The sequence below is a fragment of the Arthrobacter sp. PM3 genome (assembly GCF_003352915.1).
Lineage (GTDB): Bacteria > Actinomycetota > Actinomycetes > Actinomycetales > Micrococcaceae > Arthrobacter.
This window is the reverse complement of sequence record NZ_CP022314.1, coordinates 941,382-955,783: the sequence shown is the minus strand read 5'-3', so window position 1 is coordinate 955,783 and position 14,402 is coordinate 941,382. Positions and strand designations below refer to the sequence as shown.

Here is a 14,402-nt window from a genome sequence, read left to right as displayed (position 1 = left end):
CTAGTGGATGGCGAAGACCCGGGCCGGAAACCCGCTGCCTTGCAGCGGCTTCGGCCAGCTCGCAATGAGGATCGCGCCTGCTTCCGGAAGCCCGTCCAGGTTGGCCATCAGCTCGATCTGCCACCGGTTCTGCGCCAGGACGTAGGTCTCCAAGGTGAAGTCCTGGCGGGATGTGGCGCTCCCCGGATCCGTATCCGTCTGCTCATGGCCGACGGCGGTAACCGAGCGCTCCTCAATCAGGAAGGAGAGGACCTCCTGCGACCATCCCGGCGTATGGCTGATCCCCTCCTCATCCCGGTTTGCCATGGCACCGGTGTCGGGCCAGCGGCGGCTCCAGCCGGTCCGCAATGCCACAAAGGCCCCGGGCATGATGGCACCATTGCGGCGCTCCCATGCATGGATGTCCTCGACGGTGGGCGTGGCATCGGCGTCTTCCGCGACCCGCGAGGTGATGTCGAGGATGACCAGCGGGAGGACCATGTCCTCCACGGGAATCTGGTCCAACGTGCGTCCTCCGCGGATGAAGTGCGAGGGCGGATCCACGTGCGTTCCCCACTGGCCCACGATCGAATAGCGATGGGCGGTGAATCCATCGCCGTTCTCCAGGTCGAAGAGGGCCTCTCTTTGTTCGTCGGGGAATGCCGGAAAATGTGGCTGGCCGGGGTGGAAGGCGTGCGTCAGATCGGTGAACGATCTGCCTGCCAGCAGCGGCTGCAGATCGTTCCAAAGTCCGGCCGTGGCGGCTTCAATCATCGCGCGGCCCCGCTCTCACTGAATGCCGGAAGTGCGGTGCTGGAGACGGTGATTGGCCCGGTCAGTTCAATGACAGGCACCTCCCAGGGGTGGATGTCGATGATGCGCTGGAGGAAGCGTTCCACTGTGGCTTCATCGAGCAGCGCGTCGAAATACGTCGTGAAGACGAAGGTTGGCGAAATGGTCCGCTGGCCCACCTGACCCAGCGTAGGGTTTGCGCCCTCCGCGCAGGTAAACCCTTCGAAACCGACTCCGGATTCGAAGACATGCCGGTAGTTGCCAAAATCTCCTAGATCCGGGGATTCCGACAGGGCCTGGAGCAGCGCCGCGATGCCTGCCTCGTCCTTTAGTGCGTCTGCGTCTCCTTTGCTGAGCCGGGCGAGCGTTTCCGAGGCTATGGGCCAATGCACGCGCAGTTTGCGTACTGCTTTCATTTCAATTTTCAAGGGATGCCTCTTCCTGCGGGGTCACAAAAGGTGTTCTGGATGCCATGGTGGCATAGAGTGATGTTCATTACAAGCATTGAAAAATGCTTATTACGCACACTTGGGGTGATGACCGTGTCGCCCGACGGTGTGCTAGCTTGCATTGCCGGACCACGAGGCGTCGCGTCCGCATGGCAGTCAACAACGAACCGAACCGCTTGGAGCCCCAAACGATGCCTACTAACGCAAAGCTCTCCCTCCTCCTCAATTCCGGAGCGAACCTCACAGTGGACGGTGCCCTCGCCACCGAGCTGGAGGCGCACGGCTGCAACCTGGAAGACCCTCTGTGGTCGGCAAAAGTACTGCTGGAACAGCCGCAGTTGATCAAGCGCGTCCATCACGATTACTTCCGCGCCGGAGCTACGGCCGCCATCACGGCGAGCTACCAGGCCACACCCCTGGGATTTGCCCGGCGCGGCATCGACGAGGAAGAAGCCCTGGGGCTGGTGGCCTTGAGCGTGCGCCTGGCCGACGAAGCACGCCGCGAGTACCTGGCCGAAAATGCGGATGCCGGCCCCCTGCTCATTGGAGGATCGGTCGGGCCCTACGGGGCGTACCTCGCGGACGGATCCGAATACCGGGGCGACTACGTTCTCAGCCGCGACGACTTCATGGAATTCCACCGCCCCCGGATTGCGGCGCTGGTGGAGGCCGGAGCGGACTTCCTCGCTTGTGAAACCCTGCCGTCGTTGCCGGAGGCCGACGCGCTGCTGGCACTCGTGAAAGAGTTCGACGTCGAATCCTGGTTCTCCTTCACGCTGCGGGACGGCGGGCACATCAGCGACGGTACGCCTCTGGCTGAGGTGGCAAACTTCTTCAGCGGGCAACCGCTCGTGGTGGCGATAGGCGTGAACTGTGTGCCGCTGGGGCTGGTCTCCCCGTCCCTGCGGGCTCTGGGCAAAGCCACCGACACACCCCTGATCGCGTACCCAAATTCCGGCGAAAGCTATGACGCAGTCACCAAAACGTGGGGGCCGGCCGTGACGGGTGGCAGGGACGCGGGCAGCCTGGCTGGCCGCGACACTCCAGCGCCGGCAAGCCTCGCCGAGGGGGCGCCGATCTGGCGTTCCCTCGGTGCCCGGCTCGTCGGGGGATGCTGCCGGACTACCCCGCTGGACATTGCCGCCGTGGCGGGACCCTAGGGACGGCCCTGGCCGGAAGGTGCTTGCCGGGCTGGGCGCTGCCCGAGCCGGATTCATTGACTTGGATCTGGCGCCCTCATAGCGTTAAGCCACTCAGGGTGCCGCTGCGCTCCGCCGGACGCGGAGCGCAGCGGCACCCGGATATCCGCGGATACATGGCGAGAACCCAGGTGCATCCATGAAGATCAGGCCCACAGCCGCCGCCACACTGGTCATTTTGCTGTTCCTGGGCGGCCTGCTGGGCGGCGCCTCTGCGCCGGCGTCGGCGGCCGGGGCCACGTATTACGTGAGCGCGGACGGCCGCGACAGCAACGACGGGGCGTCGCCCGAGTCCGCGTGGGCGAGCCTCGATAAGGTCAACGCCGCGGTGCTGCATCCCGGCGACTCCGTCAGCTTCCGCCGCGGTGACGTGTTCTCCGGCGGCCTCACAGTCAGCAGGAGCGGCACCACCCGGCTCAGAATCACATTCAATGCCTACGGAACCGGGGAGCTGCCAGTCATCACGGGAGGGCTGCAGGGCACCTGCGTCAGGTTGGACGGGAGCTTCATTGCTGTGGACGGCCTGCAGGCGGACTCGTGCGGTTATGCGGGCATCAGCATCTACGGGAACCACAACCTCGTGCGGAACTCTGCCGCGCGGAACAACGCCGCGGGCATCAAGGTCAGCGAGGGCTCCGACTTCGGCAGCTACGTCAACAACACGGTCACCGATAACAACATCATGAACGTCAATACCCCGGGGACGGGTTGCGACACTAAAGCCGCCGTGGACTGCAGCGACGACTCCGGTGCCTTCGGCTTCCTCATCAACGGCAGCGACAACGAATTCTCCGGCAACACCGTCGCAGGTTCCACCGCGTTGTCCTATGACTTCGGCCATGACGGCAGCGCATTCGAGATCTATAACGGCAACCGGAACAAAATCCACCACAACGTGGCGGTGGACAACAACGTCTTCTCCGAAATCGGCCGCGGCCGGAGTGGCACCGCCGACGGCAATACGTACAGCTACAACCTCATCAGGGCCACCTGCGTGCCTGATTGTGCCCAGGCCATGGGGCTGATCGCCCGCGGCGATACTTCCTCCTTCGGCCCGACCAACGGCACCACGTTCGAGCACAACACCGTGTGGCTGGACGGCCAGGACTCCCAGGCGGTCGTCTGCCACGCCTCTTGCCCGAAGTCCACGGTCATCAGGGCCAACATCCTTGTGGCGGTCCGCAACTCGCTGTGGATGGACGGCTCCGGCTGGACCGAGGAAAGCAATGTCCTCAACGGCCCCACCAATATCGTTCCCAGCGCCACGTCCACCACCGAACCTGCCGGCTTCGTGAACGCGCCCGCGGACCTCCACCTCGCCGCGGGGAGCCCTGCCATCGATCGGGCCGGGGCGAGTCCTTTCCCCGCGGACCTGGACGGCAGGACCGCCACCCAGGGCGCCGACTGCCAGGGCCAGGGCGCGGCCGATGCGGGAACCTACGAATACAGGCCGCCCGGCTGCTGACGTTCCCGAGATCCCGGCGGCGCGAGACCTTGAGGACTCCAGGATGGCGCCGGGGTGGATCAGCCGCCCGGTCCTCTGTGCACAGAATGGCCAATATGTCCTCGAAGTCTGCACGAAACGCAGTCGTCTCCCAATGTGGCCAGCCGTAGAATTTTGATTTGAGGCCGGCCCGGCACCTGCTGATTCTTTTCGCCCACCGGGGTGGACGGTTAGTCGTTGTGCAGGCCAGGCTCGAATGCTTCCCCGGGCAGGAGCGGGCCTGTGCCGGCACCCGCTCCAAGGCGACCTGGCTGCTGCTCCCTACGCGCCGGCCCCGCAGGGGATCCGCCGCACCGGACAGACCCGGTTCTCACTCGTCCCGCCGTTTCAACGGCACCCGGGCTTAGAAGGACCGATGAGTTAGCGATAACCCGCTGGACTTCATTGTCGCTCAGCGTTGGAGCTGGTGGGATCATCCCCTAAATATAAGCCTACTTGGCGGCTGAAAACCCGAGCGAAGCTAATCTTGGACATATTTCCAGCAAGCCATTGATAGTGCGCTAACTCACGTGTAACTTGACTCACATAGCCCCGACGGCGGGGCGGTCAAATACACAAGGGAGTGTTGTTTATGCGGAGGAGTACAACTGTGGTCCGTCGGAGGCGAAGGCTCGCCACTGTCGCGCTGTGCGCTTCGATCCTGACGGTCTCCGCACTCGGGCTGTCCGGGTGCAAGAGCGGTGCTGCAACGGCTGCTGACGGCGGGGAGAAAGCAACAGGCAAGGGATTGGTCATCGGCTGGAGCCAGCGCGGCATCAGTGGCAGTGACTGGTGGAAGACCCTGGTCGAGGGCGGCCAGGCCGAGGCCAGCAAGGTCGGGGCGCGGCTCGAGCTGCTGGACGCCAACGGTGACACTGTGCGGCAAAACGCGGACGTACAGACCCTAATCACAAAGGGCGTGGACGTCGTCGTCATGAACCCGAATGACCCGTTGGGCGTTGGCCCCTCGATTCAGGCGCTGAAGGACGCGGGCATCCCGGTTGTGACTGTCAACTCGAGCGTTGATAAGTCTCTGGTTCCGGACATGTTCTGCTACGTCGCGGAGGACCAGGAGAAAACCGGCGCGCTTGCCGGCGATGTAGCCGCAAAGAAGGCGCTCGAGAAGTACGGCGACAGCGGGCAAATCAAGATAGTGGGCATCGGCGGCTTCCCGGGAGACGTGCTGAGCGACCTTCGCTTCAACGGCTTCATGGCCGGCTGGAACCGTGTAATGGAAAAGCACCCCGGTGTGACCACTGTGAAGCTTGACACGAAGTACGGAGAGTGGAAGCCGGACAAGGCGCTGGCCCCTATCCGCGACGTCGCCACAGCCAATCCAGACCTCAAGGTCGTCTACAGCATGAGCGATGTCATGCACGGTGGCATAGTCCAAGGCCTGCAGCAGGCTGGTCTCTGGGGCGACGGGATTATCATGGCCAGCTATGACGGCGGCATGGGAGCCATCAAGGAAATGGTGGACAACCCGAAGGGCCCGCTCCAGGCTGACGCGTCCAACCAGCCGTGGGATCAGGGAGCCGCAGCCGTGCGCATGGCGATCGCCGCGGCAAAGGGCGACCAGTCGCAGTGCCCAAGCAAGACGAACTACATCGACACGACGGTAGTCACGCCCGCCGACGCGGCCAAGTACTACGTCCCCACGGACACTTACGTCCGGGCCAAGGACTAACGTCCGCCGGCTCGACAAGCGATCTGCAGCCGGCCCCGCTCTGCCCCGAAGTCCTAGATAAGGAACAATTATGCCCGCCAACAACCCGGTCCCGGTGGCACCTGCCACCGGGACGGCAGGGGAATCGCAGTCAGGTGCCCCAGAACTCGAACTCCACGGCATCACGAAGTCATACCCCGGCGTGAACGCGCTGAAGGGTGTCAGCTTCAGCGTCCGCCGCGGCTCGGTCCACGCCCTTGCCGGGCAGAACGGGGCCGGCAAGTCCACCTTGGTCAAGATCCTCTCCGGGGCCGAGTCCCCGGACACGGGGAGCATCCGCCTGGGTGGCGAGCTCCAGCGCTTCCGGGATCCGATGGATGCCCAGCAGGCTGGCATCCACACCATTTACCAGGAACTCTCGCTCGTGCCCTCACTGTCGGTGGCCGAGAACATCTTCCTCGGCCAGTTGCCGCTGCGCCGCGGTGCGGCCGTGGACTGGCAGCGGATGCAGTCCAAAGCGCGAGCGGCCCTCGACCGGGTGGGCTTCGACCTCGACGTGCGGCGCCCCGTGGGCAGCTACTCCACTGCAGAGCAGCAAGCGGTGGAACTCGCGAAGGCGCTCCACAAGGACGCGCGGGTCCTCCTGCTGGACGAGCCCACGTCGACGTTGCCGATGCCCGACGTTGAGCGGCTCTTCACCGTCCTGAAGTCCCTCTCGGAGCAGGGCGTAACGCTGCTCTACATTTCGCACCGCATGGACGAGCTCTTCTCGCTCTGCGACGCCGTGACTGTGCTGCGCGACGGTGTGAATGCCGCGGACCTGAAGACGGCAGATTCCAAGCCGGCCGACGTCGTCACGGCGATGGTGGGAAAGAGCCTGGAAGGGTCCATTGCCGACGCCGCGCTCCGCGGAGAACGCTCGCCACGCCTTGGCCCCGGCGCCCGCGAACGTGTCATCCTCTCCACCCGCAACATCTCCGAGCGCGGGTCCGTGGACGAGGTCTCGTTCGAGCTGCGCGAAGGCGAGGTCCTCGGTCTCTCCGGACTCATTGGGAGCGGCCAGTCCGAGCTGGCAGGCCTCATAGCCGGTGCACGGAAGCGCACTTCCGGAGAGATGAGCGTCGACGGGCAGGCGGTGGACTTCCGTGCGCCGCGGGACGCGATCCGCCACGGCATCGGCCTGCTGCCGCAGGACCGGAAGGCTGCGGGATTCATCCCGGATATGGGGGTCGCCGGCAACATCACCCTGGCCAGCCTTCCCCAGTTCAGCCGGCTGAGTGTAATCCAGTCTCGGCGGGAGCGCAGCGTCGCCGCCGACATGGTCGACCGCCTCGGCATGAAGGTCTCCGGGGTAACCCAACCCCTGAAGACGCTAAGCGGCGGGACGCAACAGAAGGCAATCCTGGCGCGGTGGCTCGTGCGCCAGTCGCGCATCCTCGTGTGCGACGAGCCCACCCGCGGCGTGGACGTCGGGGCCAAGGAAGACATGTACGAGCTCATCCGCGAGTTCGCGCAGGCCGGAGGCACCGTCGTGGTGGCGAGCTCGGAGATCACGGAGGCGATGATGTGTGACCGCGTCCTCGTGATGGCGCGCGGGCGTGTCGTCGCAGAGCTTGACCATGACGAGATCGATCCCGCCGGCAACGCCATTCTCGAACGCTTCGCCTGACGGCGCCATCCACCAGACTTTCTATCCAGGAGAACAACTATGTCCCGGACCCTGTCACCATTGCCCCAACGCAGTGACACTTCCTCCCCCTCAGCGAGCATCGGCTCGCGTCTGCGGGCGGGCGCCCTGCGCGCCCTGCCGAAGAGCTACCTCATCCTGGTGCTCCTCGCGATTATCGTGGTGGGCTACTACGTCTCGGACGACTTCCTGACGTTCCGTAACGCCGAAAACGTCATCACCGCCGCATCGATCATCGTCATACTCGCCATCGGCCAGTACTTCGTCGTCCTGACGGGCGGCATCGACCTCTCCGTGGGCTCGATCCTGGCCATGTCCACGGTCCTCACGGCACTGACCCTGCAGGCCGGAATGCCCGCTGGGGTCTCCGTCGTGTTCGTGCTGGGCTGCTGCGCCATTGCCGGGGTGATCAACGGCATCCTCGTCGTGTGGCTGAACATCCCGCCCTTTATCGCGACTCTGGCCATGATGAGCGCGGTCAAGGGTTTCAGTTACATCATCCAGTCCACGAGCCTGATCGAGATCCGCGACCAGCCGTTCATTCAGGCCTTCTCCCGCGGCAGCTTCCTTGGCGTCCGCAACCCGGTCCTGATTTTCATCATCGTCGCCGTGGTCGCGGCGCTCGTGGCGAAATACACGACGTTTGGCCGCTCGCTGTACGCAATCGGCGGCAACCCTGAGGCCTCCAGGCTTTCGGGGCTACCGGTCGCACGGAACCTGATCCTCACGTACACCATCTCCGGGGTGCTGGCCGGCCTCGCAGGGCTTATCGCAGCCGCACAACTGAGGCAAGGAAGCTCGCTCATCGGCGTCGGCTACGAACTTGACGCCATCGCGGCCGTCGTCGTGGGTGGAGCGTCCCTCATGGGAGGCAAGGGCGACCCCCTGAACGCGGTGATCGGCGTGTTCATCCTGACCACGATCATCAACATCATGAACCTCGTAGGGATCTCCTCGGAGCCGCAGCTGGTGATCAAGGGAGCCGTGATCGTCCTGGCCGTCTTCCTTTCCAGCGCCGGCGGCGTCCAGAGGATTTCCGGTTTCTTCTCCAGACACTTCCGGCGTACCCAGCCGGCCTAGTCCGCCAACCATCTTTAGCTCGTCCAGCCTCAGAAAGCAGGAATTTCATGTCCATTCGTCCCTTCGGTCGCACCGATCTGACCGTCTCAGAGGTCTGTGTCGGCACGAGTGCGCTCGGGAGCTTCCCCGCCCAGTACGGTTACGAGGTCGATGAGGACACCGCCGTCGCCACGATCCAACGCGTCTTCGACGGGCCGTTCACCTTCATCGACACGTCCAACGAGTACGGCGGCGGCGCCAGTGAAGAGCGGATCGGCCGGGCGATCGCCGAGCGCGGCGGCATCCCCGAGGGATACGTGGTCGCCACCAAGGTCGATCCGATTCCCGGCACCACAGACTTCTCCGGCGACCGCGTGCGGCGGTCCGTCGAGGAGAGCCTCGAGCGTCTCGGCCTGGACAAGCTCCAGCTCGTGTACCTCCACGACCCCGAGAAGATCTCGTTCGAGGAGGGAGTGGCCAAGGGAGGTCCGCTGGAGGCCCTCATCGACCTCCGCGACCAGGGCGTCATCCAGTATCTGGGCGTAGCCGGAGGTCCCATCGACCTCGAGCTGAAGTACCTTGGGACGGACGCGTTCGACGCCGTCATCAGCCACAACCGCTACACGCTCGTCGAGCAGACGGCCGAGCCGCTCCTGGAAGAAGCAGGCCGGCGCGGAGTGGCCTTCGTGAACGCAGCCCCGTTCGGCGGCGGGATGCTGGTGAAGGGACCGCGCGCCGTCCCGCGGTACTGCTACGCACCGGTCGACCAGGCGACGATCGACCGGGTCCTGCGCATGGAAGCGCTGTGTGCCCAACACGGTGTGCCGCTCGCTGCTGCGGCCCTGCAGTTCTCCGTGCGGGACGAGCGCGTCGCGTCCACCATCGTTGGAATGTCCCAGCCGGGCCGGGTCGAGGAGACCCTCGGCCTGCTCAACCATGACATCCCTCAGGAACTCTGGGACCAGCTCCTGCCCCTTGCCCGCGAGGGCCGGAACGGCATCGAAGCCGTGACGGTCTGACTGCCGGGACGAGCAGCAGGAATTTACGAAAGGAAACGAAGCAATGACCAGGAAGAAGCAGCCTGAGCCCGTAGATGTCGTCATCGTCGGCGCAGGCGCCGGCGGGGCAACCGCAGCGAAGGTGCTGTCCGAAGCGGGCCTGAAGGTGGTGGGGCTCGAGCGTGGGCCCTGGCTAAAGCCCGAGCACGCCTCGGGAGACGAGCTCAAGTTCCTCAACCGGAATTTCATCTGGCAGGATCCGAAGATCAAACCGCGGACCTACCGCCCCAATGACAAGGTCGAGGCGGAAATCACCAACTTCTCCGCCACGCCGCAGGTCGTCGGCGGCGGCACCACCCACTGGGGCGGCATGGTGCCGCGCATGGCCGAGAGCGATTTCAAGCTGCGCAGCCTGCACGGCGATGTTCCGGGCGCGAGCCTGGTCGACTGGCCAATCTCCTATGACGAGCTGGAGCCGTACTACACGCGCGTTGAGTGGGAGTTCGGCACCTCGGGCCTGGCGGGGGCGAACAAGTGGGAGGCGTGGCGCAGCCGCGGCTACCCGACCAAGCCGTCACCGCTGAGCCAGATCGGGCGGACTTTTGCCACCGCGATGTCCAAGCTCGGCCATGGCACCTTCCCGATGCCGCAGGGCATGGTCACCGAACCCTACCGGGGCCGCCAGCCCTTCAGCGAGAACGGCTTCTGGCAGCAGTACCCGGATCCGGGCAGCGGCAAGTCATCGACGCTGATCAGCTTCATTCCGGACGCGGTCGCGACCGGGCGCTATGACCTCCGCTCCGACTCCTATGTCAGCGAGATACTCGTCGGCAAGGACGGCCGCGCCACCGGTGTCCGCTACCAGGACGGGGACGGCGACGAATTCGTCCAGCACGCGAAAGCCGTGATTGTCTGTGGCGGCGGCATCGAGACCCCGCGCCTGCTGCTCATGTCCAAGTCCGGGCTCTTCCCGGACGGACTCGGCAACGGCAACGGCATGGTCGGCAAGAACGCGACCTTCCATCAGTACTCATTCTCGGTTGGCTTGTTTGACCGTGAGGTTAGCGACCCGCTGTACGGGTGGGCGGGCCACTACATGAGCCTGTGTTCGTTCGACTTCTACGAGACGGACGAGAGCCGCGGCCACATTCTCGGGTCGCTGATCTTCCCGTCGATGATCGGCCACCCGGTGAACTGGAGCTTCCCCGGCCGGCCCACCTGGGGCCAGGCGGCGAAGGATGCAGACCGCGAGTTCTTCAACCACAGCATGAAGATCGGCGTCCTGCTGCACGATCTGCCGGTCGAGGACAACCGCGTCGATCTTGACCCCAACGTCAAGGACGCCTGGGGCCTGCCGGTAGCCCGCATTACCCACACGCCCCACTCCAACGACTTCGCCCAGGAACGCTGGCAGGTCGCCAAAAACGGGGAAATCCTCGAGGCCGCCGGCGCGAAGAAGGTCATCCCGGTCAACATGGAGCGGATCACGGGCAACACCTCCCACGAACTGGGCACCGCGCGCATGGGCAACGACCCGGCAACGTCCGTCGTCGACCGGTGGTGCCGCTCGCACGAGGTACCAAACCTCTACGTTTTCGACGCGAGCTTCTTCCCGACCGCCACCGGCATCAACCCGGCCCTGACGATCATGGCCAACGCCTGGCGGTGCTCGGACCGCATCCTCCAGGTCGACCGCCACGGCTGGTCCGAAAACTAATTCAGGCTTCACAGGATACGAAAGGACGTTTGTCACATGGGACAGGCGGAATGGGCTACGGTGCCCATCTCAACGCGGGACGTCGACGGCCCGGTCTTCTTCACCGAGCACGAGTGGAATACGATCGAGGCGGCCTCGGCGCGGATCATTCCGACCGACCACCACCCGGGCGCGCGTGAAGCCAAAGTGGTGCGCTTCATTGACCGGATGCTCGCCGGAACGCAGTTCATCTTCCCGGCCGCAGACGGGAACGGGTTCCTCCAGATGGAGGGCCGCGACGAGGCGGCGTGGCAGGAGCGCATCAAGCAGCGCCGGGAGTTTTACCGCGAAGGCGTCGTGGAGTTGGACCGCCTGGCGAAGGAGCGCGCTGACGTCGAGTTCCTCGGGCTTTCGGAGGCGGACCAGGACGCGGTGCTCGAGACCCTATCGGGGGCATCGAAGCCAAGCGCATTCTCACTGGAGCACTCCGAAGCCGGGCTCGGGGGCGCCCCGGCAGGCAACCAACCTGTCAATGAGGACTTTCTCGAGTTCTTCCCGCTGCTGGTGCTCAACACCCGTCAGGGGTTTTACGGTGACCCGGTGTACGGCGGCAACGAGAACAGGGTCGGCTGGGGCGTCATCGGGTTCGACGGGCCCCCGTCGCTGGCGTCCACCATGGACGGCAGCTACACGACCCGCAAGTACATGGTTGAGGGGGCAGAGTGGCCGTACGATCAGCATCCCGAAGTCCTGAGGTACCGGCGTCCCTGATGAGGGGCGCGCCGACAGGAGCCGCGCTCACTGGTCTGTCGGGGATAGCCGGGGATAATGGAGGTGTGTCCCCGACTTCCGCGCCCTCAGACGCCCGAAACCTCAACGGGCGCGGGGAGCGGCTGGCTTCCAGGTCGAAGGCCCCCCGGATGTCCGACGTCGCCCGGCTCGCCGGTGTCTCCCAGCAGACGGTGTCACGGGTTGTCCGGGGGGCAACCAATGTGGATCCCGACATCCGTCGACGCGTCCAGCACGCAATCGAACAGCTCCGGTACCGGCGAAATCCGGCGGCTGCCGCTCTGGCCAGCAACCGCACAATGACCATCGGCGTCGTCAGTTTCGAACTGTCGGTCCTCGGACCAACGGTGGCCCTGTACGGTATTTCCGAGGAAGCGCGGCAGCACGGCTACGCGACGCGTTTAGTCACGCTGGCAAGCCTCGAACGGAAAGACATCAGGGCGGCATTCGAGTCCATCAATTCGGACACCGTTGACGGCGTGATCGTGCTCGCGCCCCTGCTGGATGCAATTTCCGTTCTCGACGACCTCGACATCGGCGTTCCCGTGGTGACGTTCCAGCAAGGATCGCAGCCGAGCCCGAATAGCGTTTCCGTCAACGAGGTAAAGGGAGCCCGGATGGTGGTCCGCCACTTGCTGGACCTCGGGCACAAGACAGTGTGGCACGTTCAGGGCCCCCCGGGGTGGATGGCAACATCCGCCCGGGTCCAAGGATGGGCAGCGGAACTGGGGGCGGCCGGACGCGTCATTCCCACGCCGCTTGCAACGTCCGATTGGTCCGCCGCCGAGGGATACCGAGTCGGCTGCGAACTGGCCGCAAGGCAGGACGTCACGGCGATCTTTGCGGCCAACGACCCCTTTGCGCTCGGGGTGATCAAGGCCCTGGACGAGGCCGGCCGGGACGTGCCGGGAGATGTCAGTGTCGTGGGATTCGACGACGTCAAGGAAGCACCCTACTTTCGGCCGGCACTAACGACAGTAAGGCTTGATTTTGAAGCCATCGGCCACATCGCTGTAGGCCGCGTACTGTCAATGATCAAAGAGGAGGCTGAGGGAGATATCCCTCTGCTGGAACCGCGCCTGATTCTCCGCGATACCACGGCACCGCCACGAAGCTAGGGCCAACACCGGCGGCTCTGACTTCCCACACTCATGCCGTTTTGGCAGCCCCTTTGGCATGAGTCGCTAAAAGGGCATAACGCATTTCCTAAAAAGCGAAGACCAAGGTCTTGAAAATTTCTACCAAACCGGGCTAGCCTGAGTTAGCGCTAACTCAGATACTCAAAGAAGAGAAAAGAGAGAAATACAATGGTCGATCCATTTGTCGTTGTGGCGGTTTCGCCGCGGACTATCAATGTGAAGAATCCCGGCGACGGTGTTGCAAACGTCAAGCGCATCAACGAGTTCATCGACACGGCGGTGATGGTCGGGGCCTGGGAGGGCTCTCCGGTCAGGCTGGTTGTCCTGCCGGAGATGGCGATCCAGGGCATGATTGCCAACACGCCGGGGAACCGGGAGAAGGAGCGCCACTTTGCCGTGACGATCCCGGGTCCGGAGACGGACGAGCTGGCGAAGAAGGCCGTGGAGCTGAACACCTATATCGCGGCCGAGCTGTACATGGTCAAGGACGAGGACTTCCCGGACCGCCACTTCAATGTCGCGTTCATCATCGATCCGCAGGGCGAGATCATCTACAAGCGCTGCAAGGCCACCAGTGACGCCTACGAGGGCGGCATGCTCGGCAACATGAACCCGCACGACGTGTGGGACGAGTGGATTGAAAAGAAGGGCAACGGCAACGCGATGGACGCCATCTTCCCGGTGGCGAAGACGGAGATCGGCAACATCGGGTACGCCATCTGCCACGAAGGTGTCTACCCCGAAGTCCCGCGCGGCCTGGCCATGAACGGCGCCGAGATCATTATCCGCGGCACCCTGATCGAGCCGGCCGTCCAGAACGGCATGTGGGAGCTGCAGAACCGTGCGCACGCCATGTTCAACTCCGCGTACGTCGTCGCCCCGAACCTGGGGCCCGAGGTCCGCGAGGACGGAAGCATGCAGGACCTGTTCGGCGGCCAGTCCATGATTGTCGGCCCCCGGGGCCAGATCCTGACCAAGCAGCAGGGCTGGACGTCGGGCGACTCGTTCGTCTGCACCACGATCGACATCGAAGCCCTCCGCCGGGCCCGGGTGTCGAACGGCCTGTACAACCAGGTCAAGGACCTGCGCACCGAGCAGTACCGGGTCATCTACGACAACCCGATCTACCCGAAGAACCAGTACCTCGAGGCCCCCCCGGGCGAGGGATGGCTCGCCCGGGAAGACTCAACACGGGCCGCCAACATCGAAAAACTCATCGAGCGCGGCGTGCTCACGCCGCCGGCCGGCTACAAAGCCTAGGTTGGGAGCCCGGCCGGGGTGCGCGTATCGCGCACCCCGGCCGACACCACGTCCCCGATTTGGTGCCGTGCCATCGAGTTTGTGCCCACGGAGGCCGATGCCCCCGACAGTGCCCATGGCAGGGCGAGGGTCCCGGAGTCCTCGCACCGCCACCGGGGCCCGGGACATTTTTCGGCAAATATTGTTAGCGCTAACACACATTCCAG

At 64.6% G+C, this 14,402-nt stretch carries 12 protein-coding genes; 10 read left to right on the top strand and 2 right to left on the bottom strand.

Annotation, left to right across the window (positions count from 1 at the left end):
- Together CFN17_RS04480 and CFN17_RS04475 are read right to left on the bottom strand one after the other, a co-directional pair.
- Positions 1-753 (bottom strand): cyclase family protein, encoded by a 753-nt coding sequence (locus tag CFN17_RS04480; protein ID WP_208750161.1) that lies wholly within the window; start codon positions 751-753, stop codon positions 1-3.
- Entirely contained in the window at positions 750-1,199 is a 450-nt protein-coding gene (locus tag CFN17_RS04475; protein ID WP_208750160.1) for a hypothetical protein, read from the bottom strand. Before CFN17_RS04475 ends, CFN17_RS04480 begins: the two co-directional genes overlap by 4 nt.
- A 212-nt stretch (positions 1,200-1,411) precedes the next feature.
- Between CFN17_RS04475 and mmuM the strand changes: the two genes are divergently transcribed.
- The 10 genes from mmuM to CFN17_RS04425 all read left to right on the top strand — a co-directional run bounded on the left by mmuM (position 1,412) and on the right by CFN17_RS04425 (position 14,196).
- On the top strand, positions 1,412-2,380 hold the full coding sequence (gene mmuM / locus CFN17_RS04470) for a homocysteine S-methyltransferase (RefSeq protein WP_208750159.1): 969 nt from the start codon (positions 1,412-1,414) through the stop codon (positions 2,378-2,380).
- A 178-nt stretch (positions 2,381-2,558) separates the two neighbouring features.
- Positions 2,559-3,884, top strand: a complete 1,326-nt coding sequence (locus CFN17_RS04465; RefSeq protein ID WP_208750158.1) for a hypothetical protein — start codon at positions 2,559-2,561, stop codon at positions 3,882-3,884.
- Between the two features lie 628 nt (positions 3,885-4,512).
- Complete coding sequence (locus CFN17_RS04460) at positions 4,513-5,589, top strand: substrate-binding domain-containing protein (RefSeq protein ID WP_261792363.1); 1,077 nt, start codon at positions 4,513-4,515, stop codon at positions 5,587-5,589.
- Between the two features lie 70 nt (positions 5,590-5,659).
- Entirely contained in the window at positions 5,660-7,237 is a 1,578-nt protein-coding gene (locus tag CFN17_RS04455) for a sugar ABC transporter ATP-binding protein (protein WP_208750156.1), read from the top strand.
- A gap of 60 nt (positions 7,238-7,297) precedes the next feature.
- Positions 7,298-8,335, top strand: a complete 1,038-nt coding sequence (locus CFN17_RS04450) for an ABC transporter permease (protein WP_261792362.1) — start codon at positions 7,298-7,300, stop codon at positions 8,333-8,335.
- 47 nt (positions 8,336-8,382) lie between these two features.
- Positions 8,383-9,333: an aldo/keto reductase gene (locus CFN17_RS04445; protein ID WP_208750154.1), complete on the top strand. Its 951-nt coding sequence runs from the start codon at positions 8,383-8,385 to the stop codon at positions 9,331-9,333.
- Between the two features lie 43 nt (positions 9,334-9,376).
- Positions 9,377-11,029 (top strand): GMC family oxidoreductase, encoded by a 1,653-nt coding sequence (locus tag CFN17_RS04440; protein ID WP_208750153.1) that lies wholly within the window; start codon positions 9,377-9,379, stop codon positions 11,027-11,029.
- A 36-nt stretch (positions 11,030-11,065) separates the two neighbouring features.
- Complete coding sequence (locus tag CFN17_RS04435) at positions 11,066-11,779, top strand: gluconate 2-dehydrogenase subunit 3 family protein (protein ID WP_208750152.1); 714 nt, start codon at positions 11,066-11,068, stop codon at positions 11,777-11,779.
- A 149-nt stretch (positions 11,780-11,928) separates the two neighbouring features.
- Positions 11,929-12,915, top strand: a complete 987-nt coding sequence (locus CFN17_RS04430) for a LacI family DNA-binding transcriptional regulator (RefSeq protein WP_208750151.1) — start codon at positions 11,929-11,931, stop codon at positions 12,913-12,915.
- Positions 12,916-13,104: 189 nt separating this feature from the next.
- Positions 13,105-14,196 (top strand): nitrilase-related carbon-nitrogen hydrolase, encoded by a 1,092-nt coding sequence (locus CFN17_RS04425; protein ID WP_208750150.1) that lies wholly within the window; start codon positions 13,105-13,107, stop codon positions 14,194-14,196.
- The last annotated feature ends 206 nt before the right edge of the window (positions 14,197-14,402 follow it).